This is a genomic window from Cryobacterium sp., assembly GCF_026786305.1.
Lineage (GTDB): Bacteria > Actinomycetota > Actinomycetes > Actinomycetales > Microbacteriaceae > Cryobacterium.
Map to the genome: position 1 here is coordinate 1 of NZ_JAJAYI010000105.1, position 13822 is coordinate 13822.

Sequence of the window (13822 nt, forward strand, 5' to 3'; positions counted from 1 at the left end):
ACCAATCGAGCGACTTGGACGACCAGTTGTTGCGACACATTCAGGAATCGTGGCGGCTCGCGCTGTCAAGGCCATCAAGAACGGCCCACTGGCCATGAAGACTGCCCAGTCACGGCCAATAGATCTGCCTACCAGGATTTGGCGGCGTTGGCCATGCTCGGGAGGTGTGTTAGCTCATCGGAGTCACGCCCTTCCCGGCGAGGGCCTGCGTGTGACCGCGCGGACTTCCTTGGGCAGGCTCCACGTCATCGCGGCGGTGCGCGGTGCTCCCGGGGCGAGCATCAGCGTGCCGCGTGACCAATTCGTGGTCGCTCGAGTCGCGATCCGTCGAACCGTCCTCATCGATGATCTTCAGACTGTGCGACATTCACCCCCGGCCGGCGCTTCTCAGGGCAGCGCGAGACGTTGACGTACGGTCGATGCACGTATTTTCCCTGAGCAGGGGCCACTCGAGATTGGGGCGGTGACGTTGTTTTTAAACGGGCCGGGAGCAATCACCTCAGCCAGTTCAAGGACGCCGGAAAAATTGCCCAGAGTGCCGCGAGTCAGGTTCTGTGCCGATCGCTGGCGTCGTGAACATTAAAGGCAAATCTGGAAGATAATGAGGGATACTCAGGGCGCGTCTACCGAGCGACCGGAATGGTTTGGGCCCAGCTCAATCCTTCCGTGGCAGACAAGCTTCTGATTGTTCACGGTCACGCCTTTATTGACGGACGAGCGGTTCGAGAACTGGCTGAGAATGTAGTGACACGACGACTGGATTTTTCGTCGGTGCTCAAGTCTTAGGATGGAATTCTGGTGACAACAATCCGGGAAGGTCAGCTCGTTGAGACCTTCGTTACCCTGGCCGATACTCTCGTCGCCGATTACGATGTGGTCGACTTGCTACACACGCTCGTCGAGAAATGCGCCGCCCTCCTGGAAGCCTCGGCAGCCGGTATCATCCTGTCGGCCGGCGATGGCAAGCTTGAAGTCGTCGCGTCGACCAACGAACGTAGCCGCCTAGTCGAAATTCTCCAGCTACGAGCCGGGAGCGGTCCCTGCGTGGAGAGCTTCACAACCGGCCAGGCCGTTGCTATCCCCGACATCGAGAGCACCGGTGACCAATGGCCGAAATTTCGGGCGGGTGCCCTCGCCCAGGGCTTCGCGTCCATGCATGCCGTTCCTCTTCGACTGCGTGCCACGACCATCGGCTCCCTCAATCTGTTCTGGGACCGTACCGGGGGATTGAGCGCGGCGGACACCAAAACGGTCCAGGCTCTCGCGGATGTCGCGACTATCGGCATCCTGCAGGAGCGCGCCATTCGCGAGAGCGATATTGTTCGCCAGCAGCTGCAGCACGCGCTGAGCAGTCGGGTGCTGATCGAACAGGCCAAGGGTGTGGTCGCGTACACCCATCGCGTGCACATGAGGGATGCCTTCGACAAGATTCGCGACTACGCCCGAAACAACGGTCTTCCCCTGGCAGACGTGGCCGAACGCATCGTGAATCGCTCGCTCACCCTTTAGCATCACGATCTCCGGAAGGTCGTCCGGGCCCTGAAATGGCCCAACATGCGAGATCGCCGAGTTTTCCTCAATTTGGGGTAGACCGGGCATATACTACTTTTTGCCGCCCCAGACCCTGGTAGCACGTGAATTTTCCGTGAGCTTTCGAGGGGCGATCATGAAACGCATATTTCACCCGGGCGGTTCAGTTATAACGGGCAGTGATTTGGCTGACGCGGTGCTGCTCTATGCCGAGGCACTGTGCAACCGGCGCCAAGTCGATGTCGTGGACATTCCCGTGGTGGGCCGCGACGGACATCTTCTTCGAGCTCAATTCTTGATCGGTTCCGCAAGCCAGTTGATGAGCCTAACAACCGAGGGCCAGTCGCCGGAACTGGTGGAACCGGAAACAACTGACTTTCTGCACCGCAAAGCCCAATCGGGCGCCATGATTCCCGCCGCCTGGACCCGGGAGGAGTCGGCTGCCGCGCAGTTCGACGACTTCGACTACTGACTACCTTCCGCCGGCCACGGAGCATTGGGTTGAACCGTGTCTGGCAAGGCCCCTGCGCCGGTCTCCCGGTAGGCTGATCGAGTGCCATTCTCGCTAGCCGACGTTACCCGCGTCGCCCACACCCTGTGGCCCCTCGACGGCGCCGAGGACTGGGACACCCCGGGCCTGATCAGCGGTGGTCCTTCGCAGCCGGTGCACCGCATTCACCTCGCTGTCGACGCTGTCGCCCACACCGTCGACGAGGCGATCGCGGCCGGGGCCGACCTGCTTGTGACGCATCACCCGCTGCTGCTGCGCGGTGTCACGAGCGTTGCCGAAGATCGTTATAAGGGCGCCCTGCTCAGTCGGCTGATCCGTGCCCAGTGCGCCCTGCTGGCCGCCCACACGAACGCAGACGTCGTTGCTGACGGGGTGTCCGATGTCATCGCCACCCGACTCGGGCTGGTTGACAGGACCCCCATCACGGACAGTGTCGTGCCCGGAACCGGTATCGGCCGGGTGGGTCGTCTCCCGCGCCCGACAACCCTCGGTCACCTCGCGCATACTCTGTTGGCTCTGTTGCCGGCGACGGCGTCGGGTGTGCGTGTCGCTGGCGACTACGCCGCACCGGTCACCACGGTCGCCCTGTGCGGCGGCGCGGGTGATTCGTTGCTGCGCCAGCCCAAGGTGCTCGCAGCGGATGTCTACATCACCTCCGACCTGCGCCATCACCCGGCGTCCGAAGCTCGAGAGCAGGCCCTCTGTGCGGGCGGACCAGCGCTGATGGACGTGTCGCACTGGGCCAGCGAATGGCTCTGGCTGGAACCGGCGGCGGCACAGCTGCGCGAAGCCCTGCCGGGGATGACGGTCACAGTGAGCGATCTGAATACCGACCCGTGGGACTTCGCCGTTGTGCACTAATAATGTCCGGGTCACTCCATTCCGCACCACATCTCACTTCCAGCGTTAGGTCAGAACATCGTGAAGGCATCACCACTCCAGCAGAAGGAACTTCTGCGGCTTCAGGCCCTCGACATCAAAGTTCTTCAGCTCAGCCACCAGTCGAAGTCGCTCGTGCAACACACCGAGCTGGCCGCGCTCAATCGTGAGGCGGAAGCCAGCCGTATGAAGATGCTCGGCCGGTCGGGCGAGCTCGACGATGTGCGCACCGAATTGGGACGCATCGAGAGCGACGTAGAGGTCGTCGAGAAACGGATCGCTCGCGATAACGACCGTCTGCAGCACACCTCCTCGATCAAGGACATCCAGGCCTTGGACTCCGAAATCGCCTCGCTCAAGAAGCGCCTGTTTGACCTCGAAGAGATCGAGATCGCTGTGTTGGAGCGTCAGGAAGAGCACGAAGCCGCCGTCGCGGTGGTGGAGAAGGAACGTGATGCCATCGCCGAGCGCGTGAGCGTTACCGAATCCGCGCGCGATGAGGTGCTGGTTGACCTCACCCGTCAGCTCGGCGAACTCACCCGGGACCGTGCCACCGTGGCCGCAACTATTTCCGATGACCTCGCGGCGCTGTATGAGCGCCTGCGCATCACCGGCCACGGCAATGCTGCAGCCCTGTTGCGCGCCCGCACCTGCAGCGGATGCACGATGACACTGACCGGCAGTGACCTCGCTGACGCCCGCCAGGCGCCGGGCGACGAGGTCATCTTTTGTCCCGACTGTGGCGCAGTCCTGGTGCGCACGGAGGAATCCGGAATCTAGCCCGGGTACAGGGCGGGTTCACCCGCCCTGTAGGCTTGATTTTCGGAATGGGTCGGCAAGACGGTCGCGTCATGCGTTTGAACTTCGGATCAAGCGGATGCCGAGGAACGTCCGGGCTCCACAGAGCAGGATGGTGGGTAACACCCACCCGGGGTAACCCGCGAGATAGTGCCACAGAAAGTAGACCGCCACTGGCGCAAGCCGGAGGTAAGGGTGAAACGGTGGTGTAAGAGACCACCAGAGGCCAGGGTGACCTGGTCGGCTCGGTAAACCTCGTCCGGAGCAAGGTCAGACAGAAAGCGTTGAGGCGGCTCGCCGAGCTTTCGGGTAGACCGCTAGAGGGCTGCGGCAACGTAGTCACGAGATAGATGGCCGTCGACGGTGTGCAAACACCTGGACAGAACCCGGCGTACTAGCCGGCCCGTTTCCCCCGCCGGTCCGGCGAGGTTGGTGCCGCCGAATCGGGCCTGGCGGGAGCGGGCCCTGCAGCGGGTCTAGCCGGGAAACCGAGCCGCCAGGGCCGCCGCCCCGAGGATTCCGGCATTGTTGCGGTGCACGGCGGGAATGATCCGGGTTTTCAAACGGAGCAGCGGAAGAAAGTTCTCGTGGTGCTTGGAGACCCCTCCGCCAACTATGAACAGGTCGGGGGAGAAGAGCAGTTCCAGCGTCGAGTAATACTTCTGCAGGCGTGCAGCCCACTTGTCCCAGCTGAGATCGTCACGTTCCTTGGCCGAGTAGGCCGCGCGGGTTTCGTAGTCGTAGCCGTCGATCTGCAGGTGGCCCAGCTCCGTGTTGGGCACCAGCACGCCATCGTTGAGGAGCGCTGAACCGATACCGGTACCGAGGGTGGTCAGTAGCACGACGCCGGGTACGCCCATGGCTGCACCGAATTGCGCCTCAGCATACCCGGCCGCATCTGCGTCGTTGACAAAGTGAATCGGGAGATCAAGGCCTTTTTCAAACAGTGCCTCAGCGGCCAGGCCAATCCATTTCGACGAGACGTTCGCCGCCGACATGGTGTGCCCGTTCTTCACGACTGCAGGAAAGCAGACACCGACCGGCAGGTCGCCGACGTCTTTCGAGACCGTTGCGAGCAGGGTCCGAGTGGTCTCGACGATGTCCTGTGGGCGCCCGCCGCGCGGCGTCGGCAACTTTACACGGTCAGAGAGAAGCACGCCGGTCAAGAGATCAACCACCGCACCCTTGATTCCCGTACCGCCGATGTCGATACCGATTGCCGTCGTTGCCGTCATGTGTTGAACCTATCTGCTCGAAAAGTTTGTCAGGCCAGGGTCAAGATCTCGGCGCCGCGCTCGGTCACCACGAGGGTGTGTTCAAACTGCGCGGTCATGCTGCGGTCGCGGGTGAGCACCGTCCAGTCGTCGCTCCAGATGTCCCAGTCGCTGGTGCCGAGGGTGAGCATCGGCTCGATGGTGAACACCATTCCGACCTCCATGACCGTGTCGTACTGCGGTGCGTCGTAGTGCGGAATGATGAGACCGGAGTGGAAGGCCTCGCCGACGCCGTGGCCCGTGTAGTCGCGCACGACACCGTAGTTGAACCGTTTGGCATAGGACTCGATGGCGCGACCAATCACGTTCACCTCGCGACCCGGAGCGACGGCTTTAATGCCGCGAGCGAGCGCCTCCCTGGTTCGTTCGACGAGCAGCGTCACCTCCTCGCTGCCTTCGCCGACGATGAACGTGACGTTGGTGTCGCCGTGCACGCCGTTCTTGAACGCCGTGATGTCGATGTTGACGATGTCGCCGTCTTCGAGCACCGTGTCGTCGGGGATTCCGTGGCAAATGACCTCATTCACCGAGCTGCACAACGCTTTGGGGTAGCCGCGGTAGCCGAGCGTCGAGGGGTAAGCGTCGTGGGCAACCATATAGTCGTGACCGATGTGGTCCAGTTCCTCGGTCGTCACGCCGGGAACAATAGCCCGCCCGACAGCGGCAATGGCCTGGGCGGCGATTCGTCCGGACTCACGGATGAGTTCGATCTTCTCGGCCGAATAGACGTCTGAGCCGGTGAAAGTGTTCGGCCCCTTCTTGCCCACGTACTCCGGGCGAACGATGTGGGACGGAACGGAACGGGTCGATGACACCGTTCCAGGGACGAGGTGACCAATTGAATCCTTAGGCATAAGATCTAGCTTATGGCCGAGGACAAAGAACACGCATTCTGGTACAACATGCGCACCGGCGACGTGGAGCACGGCTTGCAGTCAGCGTCGCTTGATCGGGTGGGGCCGTTCGCAACGCGCGACGAGGCAGCCCATGCCCTAGAAAAGCTGCGCGCGAACAGCGCCAAGTGGTCGGAAGACGACGCCCGCGACGCCCGCTGACCGCGGCCCATCCTGAGTCAGCACGGGGTCCTCTACTCGTAGCTGTGCTCGGCAGCCGGGTAGGCGCCTGACTTGACGTCGGCAGTGAACCGCTGAACAGCATCCATCAGCACCGCCCGTACGTCGGCGTACTGACGCACAAATTTGGGCACCCGACCGCTGGTCATCCCGGCGAAATCCGTCCACACCAGCAGCTGGCCATCAACGGATGGCCCGGCCCCGACCCCGATGGTCGGAATCGACAGCCGTTCCGTGACGCGGGCGGCGACCGTGGCTGGCACCATCTCCAGCACTACGGCGAACGCCCCGGCGTCTTGCACGGCGAGGGCGTCCGCGATGAGTTCCTCGGCAGCCTCACCCCGGCCCTGAATGATGTGGCCACCCAAACCGTGTTCGCTCTGTGGGGTGAATCCCACGTGGCCCATCACGGGGATTCCGGCCGAGACGATACGTCTGATTTGCTTGTGGCTGCGCCGTCCGCCTTCGAGCTTCACCGCGTGCGTCTGGGCTTCCTTCATGAACCGCACGGCTGTCGCCAGGGCCTGGTCCGGACCGCTCTCATACGAACCGAACGGCATATCGGCGACGACGAGCGCACGCGTGACCGCGCGAACGACGGCACGCGTCAGCGGGATGAGCTCGTCGACGGTGACCGGGAGGGTCGTCTCGTACCCGAACACGTTGTTGCCGGCCGAATCGCCCACCAGCAGAAAATCGATCCCGGCGTCGTCGAAAATTTGGGCGGTGAGCATGTCGTAGCTCGTCAGACCCGTAATGGGGATGCCCTGCAACTTGGCGTTGTGAAAATGGCGGGTGCGCACTCGCTTGGGGCCGGCCTCGGCGCTGTACGGATGCTGCGCAGTAGCAGCGTCGGGAGAAACCATCGGGGCGGGATCGGGTGCTGTCGATTCTGGCATGCGACAAGTGTAGTCAGGCAAGCAATCGTGCTTGGAGCCAGTAGCCTAGACAGTAGTTATTCAGGTACGTACCTGTTGGAGCAATCAGAAAGAGCGTGAATGGACAAGCAGCGCGACTTCGTTCTTCGGACCATCGAGGAGCGAGGAATCAAGTTCGTTCGACTCTGGTTCACCGATGTCGTCGGTACCCTCAAATCGGTGGCTATTGCCCCCGCCGAGGTCGAGGGTGCCTTCAACGAAGGCCTCGGTTTCGACGGCTCAGCGATCGAGGGCCTCACTCGTTCCTTTGAAGCGGATGTCCTGGCCCACCCCGATCCCACCACCTTCCAGATTCTGCCCTGGCGCGGTGAAATCGATCCCACCGCGCGCATGTTCTGCGACATCACCACACCCGACGGCCAGCCCGCCGTGGCCGACCCGCGCAACGTGCTCAAGCGCACCCTCGCCAAAGCGGCCGACCGCGGCTTCACGTTCTACACCCACCCCGAGGTGGAGTTCTATCTGCTCAAGTCCTCGAAGTACGGCAAGAACGGTCCTATACCGGTCGACTCGGCCGGCTACTTCGACAACGTTCCCGGCGGGACGGCCCATGATTTCCGTCGCCGCTCCGTGCGTATGCTCGAAGACCTCGGCATTTCCGTGGAATTCAGCCACCACGAAGCCGGTCCCGGCCAGAACGAAATCGACCTGCGATATGCCGACGCGCTCACTACCGCCGACAACATCATGACTTTCCGCACCGTAGTCAAGGAAGTCGCGATCGAGCAGGGGGTCTACGCGACATTTATGCCCAAGCCCATGTCGGAACACCCCGGATCCGGTATGCACACCCACATGTCGCTGTTCGAGGGTGACGCGAACGCGTTTTACGAGGCCGGAGCCAAATACCAGTTGTCCAAAATTGGTCGCCAGTTCATCGCCGGGCTGCTCAAGCACGCCCCGGAGATCACCGCGGTGACCAACCAGTTCGTCAACTCGTACAAGCGACTGTGGGGCGGCGACGAAGCGCCGAGCTTCGTCTGCTGGGGCCACAACAACCGCTCAGCATTGGTGCGCGTGCCGCTCTACAAGCCCAACAAAGGCCAGAGTGCCCGCGTCGAGTACCGAGCGATTGATTCTGCCGCCAACCCGTACCTTGCGTATTCGCTCATGCTGGCCGCCGGCCTCAAGGGCATCGAAGAGGGCTACGAGCTGCCGCCCGAGGCCGAAGACAACGTCTGGAGCCTCAGCGACACCGAACGTCGTGCGCTCGGCTACACGCAGCTGCCGGCCAGCCTCGATCACGCCATCCAGTTCATGGAGGAGTCCGAACTCGTCGCGGAGACGCTCGGCGAACAGGTCTTCAACTATGTTCTGTTGAACAAGCGGCAGGAGTGGCGTGACTACCGGTCGCAGGTCACCCCGTTCGAACTGCAGAAGAACCTGGAGATGCTCTAACTCGTCAGTTGTGTCGATGATCGAAGGAATCACCCGCGATGGAGCGTTTGCAATTGACCCAGACCGAACTTGTTCGGGTCGGTTTCGTTGACCTCGCCGAGGTGCGTGTTCGGCTCGACGAGGTCGCTCTGCTGGGTACGGGCAGCCCGCCCGGCGGCTCAAGTTCGACCGGCCGGTTGACCGATACCCGCGCGCTGTTGCCGCTACTCACTGCAACGGCAAGCCCGGATGCCGCGCTCGTCGCGCTCGTCGCCCTGCTGCGACAGGGATCGGCCGAACTATTCGAACTGCTCCAGTCGCCCGCGACGGCTGCGCGGTTACTGAAGGTTCTCGGAGCGTCGAGCGGGCTCACCGAATTCTTTCTTCGGCATCCAAGTGAATTGTCGGTTCTGGCGACACCGATGGCTGCGCTGCCCAGCGTCGACGAGCTGGTGAGCGACCTGTTGGACTCGGTCGGCGCGGCCAACGGATTCTCCCACGTCGTCGATGATGCGGCTTGGGTTGCCCTGCGGGTGCGCTACCGCCGCCGTCTGGCCCAGCTCGCAGCGTTCGACCTCGAGCAGAACGACCCCGTGGCCGGGCTCGACGGCATCGCCCGCAGCTTGGCAGACCTCGCCACAGCAGCCCTCGAGGCCGCCCTCGCGGTCGCTCGGACCATGTCCAGCGGGGACATGGCCGGGCGTGGAGTCTTTCCGACCGAACAGGTGTGCGCCACCCGCCTCGCCATTATCGGCATGGGCAAGGCCGGCGCGAGTGAACTCAACTACGTGAGCGACGTCGACGTCATTTTCGTCGCTGACGGCGACGAAACGGCCGGCCTGGAGAGCTCTCGTGCGGTCGAAATCGCCACCCGGCTGGCCGTGCTGATCATGCGCGGTCTCAACGAGTCCTCCGTCGAACCCGAACTCTGGGAGGTCGACCCCAACCTGCGGCCGGAAGGCAAGAGCGGAGCTCTTGTGCGATCGATCGAATCACACCTGGCCTACTATGACCGCTGGGCCAAAAGTTGGGAATTTCAGGCACTGCTTAAGGCCCGCACGCTGGCCGGTGACCGTGAGCTCGGAGCCCGCTACATGGACGCGGTCACTCCCAAAATCTGGAGCAGCGCCAGCCGGGAGAATTTCGTCGAATCCGTGCAGCGGATGCGGGAGCGGGTCACCGATAACATCCCCGACGACGAGGTCGATGTGCAACTCAAGCTCGGTCCGGGCGGATTGCGCGATATAGAGTTCACGGTGCAACTGCTCCAACTCGTGCATGGCCAGGCCGACCCCGACGTTCGACAGGCCGGTACCCTTCCGGCCCTGACCGCGCTGGCCACCGCCGGGTACGTGGGCCGGGCCGAAGCCACCGAATTCGCGCAGGACTACCGCATGCTGCGTCTGATGGAACATCGGCTGCAGTTACAGAAGCTCCGCCGCACTCACCTGGTTCCGCGGGACGAAGCGAATCTGCGGGTACTGGCCCGGTCGACAGGTCTGGCCACCAGCGCGGCCGGACTGTCCGTGCGCTGGTCGGAAACCAAACAACGGGTGCGCGGCCTGCACGAGCGGCTGTTCTACCGCCCCCTGCTGTCGGCGGTGGCATCGCTCCCGGCTGATGGCCTGAACCTGACGAGTGCACAGGCCGAAGCACGTCTGGCGGCAATCGGATTTCTCAACACCAAGGGCGCTCTGGCGCACATCGCTGCCCTCTCCGGTGGAGTATCTCGACGAGCGGCCATCCAGCGGCACCTGCTGCCCGTGCTGTTGCAGTGGCTGTCGCAGGGAGCCGACCCTGACTACGGCTTTTTGGCCTTCCGTCGCCTCAGCGATAACCTCGGCTCGACCTACTGGTTCCTGCGCATGTTGCGCGATTCCTCCGGCGCCGCCGAACGCCTCACTCGGGTGTTGTCCGGAAGCCGATACATCGGCGAGCTGCTGGAGAAGATCCCTGAAGCGGTAGCGTGGCTTGAAGATGAGGCCGATTTGCAGCCTCGCCCGCTCAAATCTCTTCGGGACGAAGCCAGAGCGGTACTGGGCCGGCACGAGAGCCCGGATGCCGCCGCGACCATTTTGCGCGCCGCCCGCCGCCGCGAGATGCTCCGTCTGGCCTTCGCCTCACTGCTCGGTCAGATCGATCTCGACCAGCTCGGGCAGGGGCTGAGCGATGTCAACGCTACCTATATTCAGGGCGTCATCGCCGCCATTCGTGGGGGAGACCTGATCGTTCAGGGTGGTTCTGACCGGTCTGACGGCGGCGCGGCCGACCGCGACGGTATTGAATTCGGTGTGATCGGCATGGGCCGGTTCGGTGGCGCGGAGCTCGGTTTCGGCTCCGATGCCGACGTCATGTACGTGTTCCGCGCTGGTACTGTCACCGGGGAAGCGGCCAACGACCGTGCCCGGTATATTGTGCGCGAACTCAACCGGCTCACCGAAGACGGGCGATTGCCGCTCGACCTGGACATCGGGCTGCGGCCCGAGGGCAGCAATGGGCCCGTGGTGCGGTCGCTCGACTCGTACCGGGCGTACTACCGCCGCTGGTCGCTGACCTGGGAAGCCCAGGCGCTCCTCCGCGGTCGTGGTGTGGCCGGCGACGCCGCGTTGCTGCGGGATTTCGAGGCCGTGGCCGACGAGGTGCGGTACCCCATCGCCATCAGCGAGCAGGCCGTACGTGAGGTTCGCCGCATCAAGGCTCGGGTCGAGAACGAACGTCTGCCGCAGGCCGCAGACCCGAACCGGCACCTCAAATTGGGGCGTGGATCGCTCAGCGACGTGGAATGGCTGGTCCAGCTGCTGCAGTTGCAGCACGCGGCAGCGATTCCGGCGTTGCGCACGACGTCGACGCTGTCGGCGTTGTCGGAGGCGGTCAGCGCCGGATTGATACCGGCAGCGGATGCGGCGGTGTTGCGCAGCGCATGGATCTTCGCGTCCCGCGCTCGCTCGGCGATAACGCTCTGGACGAATCACACCTCGAACGTGTTGCCCACCGATCGCGCGGCCCTCGAGGGCATCGCTCGCGTCATGGAATACCCGCCCGGTTCGGGCAACCAGCTCGAGGATGACTACCTCGCCGTGACTCGACGGGCCCGCGCCGTGTTCGAGAGGCTGTTCTATGGCCCCGTGGAGCGTCCGGGGGCCACCGTCGGCTGATCGCACCCGAGCCGATATGGGGGCCGGTCACACGCCACACACGCTCCCAGAAACGAGAAAGGGACCGCATCCGAAGATGCGGTCCCGGCGCTCTATTCGCTATCGCTGCAGTGGCTGGAGCCTACACGCCGTAGTACAGCTCGAACTCAAACGGGTGCGGACGCTGGGCGAGCGGCTTGATCTCGTTTTCGCGCTTGTACTCGATCCAGGTCTCGATCAGTTCGGGTGTGAACACGTTTCCGGCGAGCAGAAAGTCGTGGTCGGCTTCGAGGGCCTGCAGGGCCTCCTCGAGCGAGGCAGGAACCTGGGGGATGTTCTTGGCTTCCTCGGGCGGCAGCTCGTAGAGGTCCTTGTCGACGGGTTCGTGCGGCTCAATGCGGTTCTTGATGCCGTCGAGACCGGCCATGAGCTGCGCGGCGAAGGCGAGGTACGGGTTCCCGGACGCGTCGGGAGCGCGGAACTCGAGGCGCTTGGCCTTCGGGTTGGTTCCGGTGATCGGGATGCGGATCGACGCCGAGCGGTTGCCGGCCGAGTAGACCAGGTTGACCGGAGCTTCGAAGCCGGGAACGAGACGGTGGTACGAGTTGACCGTGGGGTTAGTGAAGGCGAGGACGGCCGGGGCGTGCTTGAGCAGGCCTCCGATGTACCAGCGAGCCACGTCGGACAGTCCGCCATAGCCGGCCTCGTCGTAGAACAACGGCTTACCGTCGGCCCACAGTGACTGGTGGGTGTGCATGCCGGAGCCGTTGTCGCCGAACAGCGGCTTGGGCATGAACGTCGCGGTCTTGTTCCAGTCGTGCGCCGTGTTCTTGACGATGTACTTGAACTTCAGCAGGTCATCGGCCGCGTGCACCATGGTGTCGAATTTGTAGTTGATCTCGCCCTGGCCGCCGGTGCCGACTTCGTGGTGGCTGCGCTCGAGCACGAGGCCCGATTCGATCAACTTGAGGCAGATGTCGTCGCGCAGGTCGACGTGCTGGTCGACCGGGCTGACCGGAAAATAGCCGCCCTTGAACGGGGTCTTGTTGGCGAGGTTTCCGCCGTCTTCCTTGCGACCTGAGTTCCAGGCACCCTCACTGGAGTCGACGAAGTAGTAGCTCGTGTGCTGGTTCACTTCGTAACGCACGTCGTCGAAGATATAGAACTCCGCTTCAGAACCGAAGAAGGCGGTGTCGCCGATGCCCGTGGAGGCGAGGTACTTCTCGGCCTTCTTGGCCACCTGGCGCGGGTCCTTGGAGTAGATCTCACCATTGCGCGGGTTGTAGATGTCGAAGAGCATGATGAGCGTCTTCTCGGTGCGGAATGGGTCGAGGTACGCGGTCGAAACGTCTGGGATGAGCTGCATGTCGGATTCGTGGATCGACGCGAAACCGCGGATCGAGGAACCATCGAACATTTGGCCAACGGTGAAGAACTCTTCGTCGACGGTGGATGCCGGAATGTTGAAGTGCTGCTGCACACCGGGGAGATCGGTGAAACGGATGTCAAGAAACTTGACGTCATTGTCTTTAATGAATTTGAGCACTTCGGACGAATCGCGAAACATGCGGAATAACTCCAGACGACGAGGGCGTGGACACGACCGAATCGGACACATCGGCTTTACTGAGATTAGTTGCGCTGCGTTACTTGTCCGTGACGCTTATGTTTCGCCCATGTTACAGGGACGCCCCGTCGGTAGACTCGTCGGGTGCCAGACTCCAACTCCCGCCCGAACACTTTTGGTCAGCTTCCGCCCAGCAAATGGCCGGGGGAGCGCCTGGGATTACCCCGGATCGGGCCCAGTTCGATTGGCCGTCCCGGGCGACGCCTGCTCGGTTTCACCATTGATTGGGCCATCGCCATCGGGGTCTCGGCGATCTTCTTCAACTACGACCCGGCTGCCAACTTGATTATTTTCGTCATTCTGCAGATCGTGTTCATTCCGACCATTGGCGCCAGCATCGGTCACCGGCTTGTCGGGCTACGGCTCATTTCCATCCACGGCGGCTGGGTCGGCGTGTGGCGTCCCGTTGTGCGCTCCGTGCTCCTGGGAATTGCCCTTCCCGCTCTGGTCTGGGATTCCGACCAGCGCGGTTTTCACGACAAAATCGCGGGTACGGCTCTCATCCGCCAGTAGTGCGGAGTCGGTGAAAACTGCGTTAGCGAGAACAAGGAAGGGGGGGGGGGGGGGGGGGGGGGGGGGGGGGGGGGGGGGGGGGGGGGGGGGGGGGGGGGGGGGGGGGGGGGGGGGGGGGGGGGGGGGGGGGGGGGGGGGGGGGGGGGGGGGGGGGGGCGGTGGGGGGGG

Annotated in this window: 12 protein-coding genes and 1 other RNA gene; 9 read left to right on the forward strand and 4 right to left on the reverse strand. The window is 63.3% G+C overall.

Annotated features, from left to right (window positions below; genetic code table 11):
- Nucleotides 1–798: 798 nt before the first annotated feature.
- The 5 genes from LH475_RS13485 to rnpB all read left to right on the forward strand — a co-directional run bounded on the left by LH475_RS13485 (nucleotide 799) and on the right by rnpB (nucleotide 4128).
- The gene (locus LH475_RS13485) at nucleotides 799–1509 is read left to right on the forward strand and encodes a GAF and ANTAR domain-containing protein (RefSeq protein ID WP_366145617.1); all 711 of its coding nucleotides are present in this window, start codon (nucleotides 799–801) and stop codon (nucleotides 1507–1509) included.
- A 157-nt stretch (nucleotides 1510–1666) separates the two neighbouring features.
- Entirely contained in the window at nucleotides 1667–2002 is a 336-nt protein-coding gene (locus LH475_RS13490) for a hypothetical protein (protein ID WP_297414572.1), read from the forward strand.
- An 81-nt stretch (nucleotides 2003–2083) separates the two neighbouring features.
- Nucleotides 2084–2902, forward strand: a complete 819-nt coding sequence (locus LH475_RS13495) for a Nif3-like dinuclear metal center hexameric protein (RefSeq protein ID WP_196845525.1) — start codon at nucleotides 2084–2086, stop codon at nucleotides 2900–2902.
- Between the two features lie 60 nt (nucleotides 2903–2962).
- Nucleotides 2963–3700, forward strand: a complete 738-nt coding sequence (locus LH475_RS13500) for a C4-type zinc ribbon domain-containing protein (protein WP_196845524.1) — start codon at nucleotides 2963–2965, stop codon at nucleotides 3698–3700.
- A gap of 48 nt (nucleotides 3701–3748) precedes the next feature.
- An RNA gene (gene rnpB, locus LH475_RS13505) (RNase P RNA component class A) lies at nucleotides 3749–4128 on the forward strand.
- A gap of 66 nt (nucleotides 4129–4194) precedes the next feature.
- Here the strand turns inward: rnpB and ppgK are convergent.
- Entirely contained in the window at nucleotides 4195–4953 is a 759-nt protein-coding gene (gene ppgK / locus LH475_RS13510) for a polyphosphate--glucose phosphotransferase (protein WP_196845523.1), read from the reverse strand.
- 29 nt (nucleotides 4954–4982) lie between these two features.
- Nucleotides 4983–5846 carry a type I methionyl aminopeptidase gene (map, locus tag LH475_RS13515; protein ID WP_196845522.1) on the reverse strand — a complete coding sequence of 288 codons (864 nt, stop codon included), beginning with the start codon at nucleotides 5844–5846 and terminating at the stop codon, nucleotides 4983–4985.
- 12 nt (nucleotides 5847–5858) lie between these two features.
- On the opposite strand from map, the gene LH475_RS13520 reads away from it, so the two are divergent.
- The gene (locus LH475_RS13520) at nucleotides 5859–6047 is read left to right on the forward strand and encodes an SPOR domain-containing protein (RefSeq protein ID WP_196845521.1); all 189 of its coding nucleotides are present in this window, start codon (nucleotides 5859–5861) and stop codon (nucleotides 6045–6047) included.
- A gap of 32 nt (nucleotides 6048–6079) precedes the next feature.
- Here the strand turns inward: LH475_RS13520 and panB are convergent, their stop codons facing one another.
- The gene (panB, locus tag LH475_RS13525; protein ID WP_196845538.1) at nucleotides 6080–6931 is read right to left on the reverse strand and encodes a 3-methyl-2-oxobutanoate hydroxymethyltransferase; all 852 of its coding nucleotides are present in this window, start codon (nucleotides 6929–6931) and stop codon (nucleotides 6080–6082) included.
- 132 nt (nucleotides 6932–7063) lie between these two features.
- Between panB and LH475_RS13530 the strand changes: the two genes are divergently transcribed.
- Both LH475_RS13530 and LH475_RS13535 read left to right on the forward strand, forming a co-directional pair.
- The gene (locus LH475_RS13530) at nucleotides 7064–8401 is read left to right on the forward strand and encodes a glutamine synthetase family protein (protein ID WP_196845520.1); all 1338 of its coding nucleotides are present in this window, start codon (nucleotides 7064–7066) and stop codon (nucleotides 8399–8401) included.
- A gap of 38 nt (nucleotides 8402–8439) precedes the next feature.
- Complete coding sequence (locus LH475_RS13535) at nucleotides 8440–11535, forward strand: bifunctional [glutamine synthetase] adenylyltransferase/[glutamine synthetase]-adenylyl-L-tyrosine phosphorylase (protein WP_196845519.1); 3096 nt, start codon at nucleotides 8440–8442, stop codon at nucleotides 11533–11535.
- Between the two features lie 121 nt (nucleotides 11536–11656).
- Here LH475_RS13535 and glnA read toward each other — a convergent pair whose 3' ends face one another.
- Nucleotides 11657–13081 (reverse strand): type I glutamate--ammonia ligase, encoded by a 1425-nt coding sequence (gene glnA, locus LH475_RS13540; RefSeq protein ID WP_196845518.1) that lies wholly within the window; start codon nucleotides 13079–13081, stop codon nucleotides 11657–11659.
- Nucleotides 13082–13225: 144 nt separating this feature from the next.
- On the opposite strand from glnA, the gene LH475_RS13545 reads away from it, so the two are divergent.
- Nucleotides 13226–13654, forward strand: coding sequence for an RDD family protein (locus LH475_RS13545; RefSeq protein ID WP_196845517.1), 429 nt, complete (start codon nucleotides 13226–13228; stop codon nucleotides 13652–13654).
- Nucleotides 13655–13822: the final 168 nt, after the last annotated feature.

Coding starts and splice junctions, on each gene's coding strand:
- panB (WP_196845538.1), bottom strand. CDS start 6,931: ATGGTTTCTCCCGACGCTGCTACTGCGCAGCATCCGTACAGCGCCGAG.
- ppgK (WP_196845523.1), bottom strand. CDS start 4,953: ATGACGGCAACGACGGCAATCGGTATCGACATCGGCGGTACGGGAATC.
- LH475_RS13520 (WP_196845521.1), top strand. CDS start 5,859: ATGGCCGAGGACAAAGAACACGCATTCTGGTACAACATGCGCACCGGC.
- map (WP_196845522.1), bottom strand. CDS start 5,846: ATGCCTAAGGATTCAATTGGTCACCTCGTCCCTGGAACGGTGTCATCG.
- glnA (WP_196845518.1), bottom strand. CDS start 13,081: ATGTTTCGCGATTCGTCCGAAGTGCTCAAATTCATTAAAGACAATGAC.
- LH475_RS13530 (WP_196845520.1), top strand. CDS start 7,064: ATGGACAAGCAGCGCGACTTCGTTCTTCGGACCATCGAGGAGCGAGGA.
- LH475_RS13535 (WP_196845519.1), top strand. CDS start 8,440: ATGGAGCGTTTGCAATTGACCCAGACCGAACTTGTTCGGGTCGGTTTC.
- LH475_RS13490 (WP_297414572.1), top strand. CDS start 1,667: ATGAAACGCATATTTCACCCGGGCGGTTCAGTTATAACGGGCAGTGAT.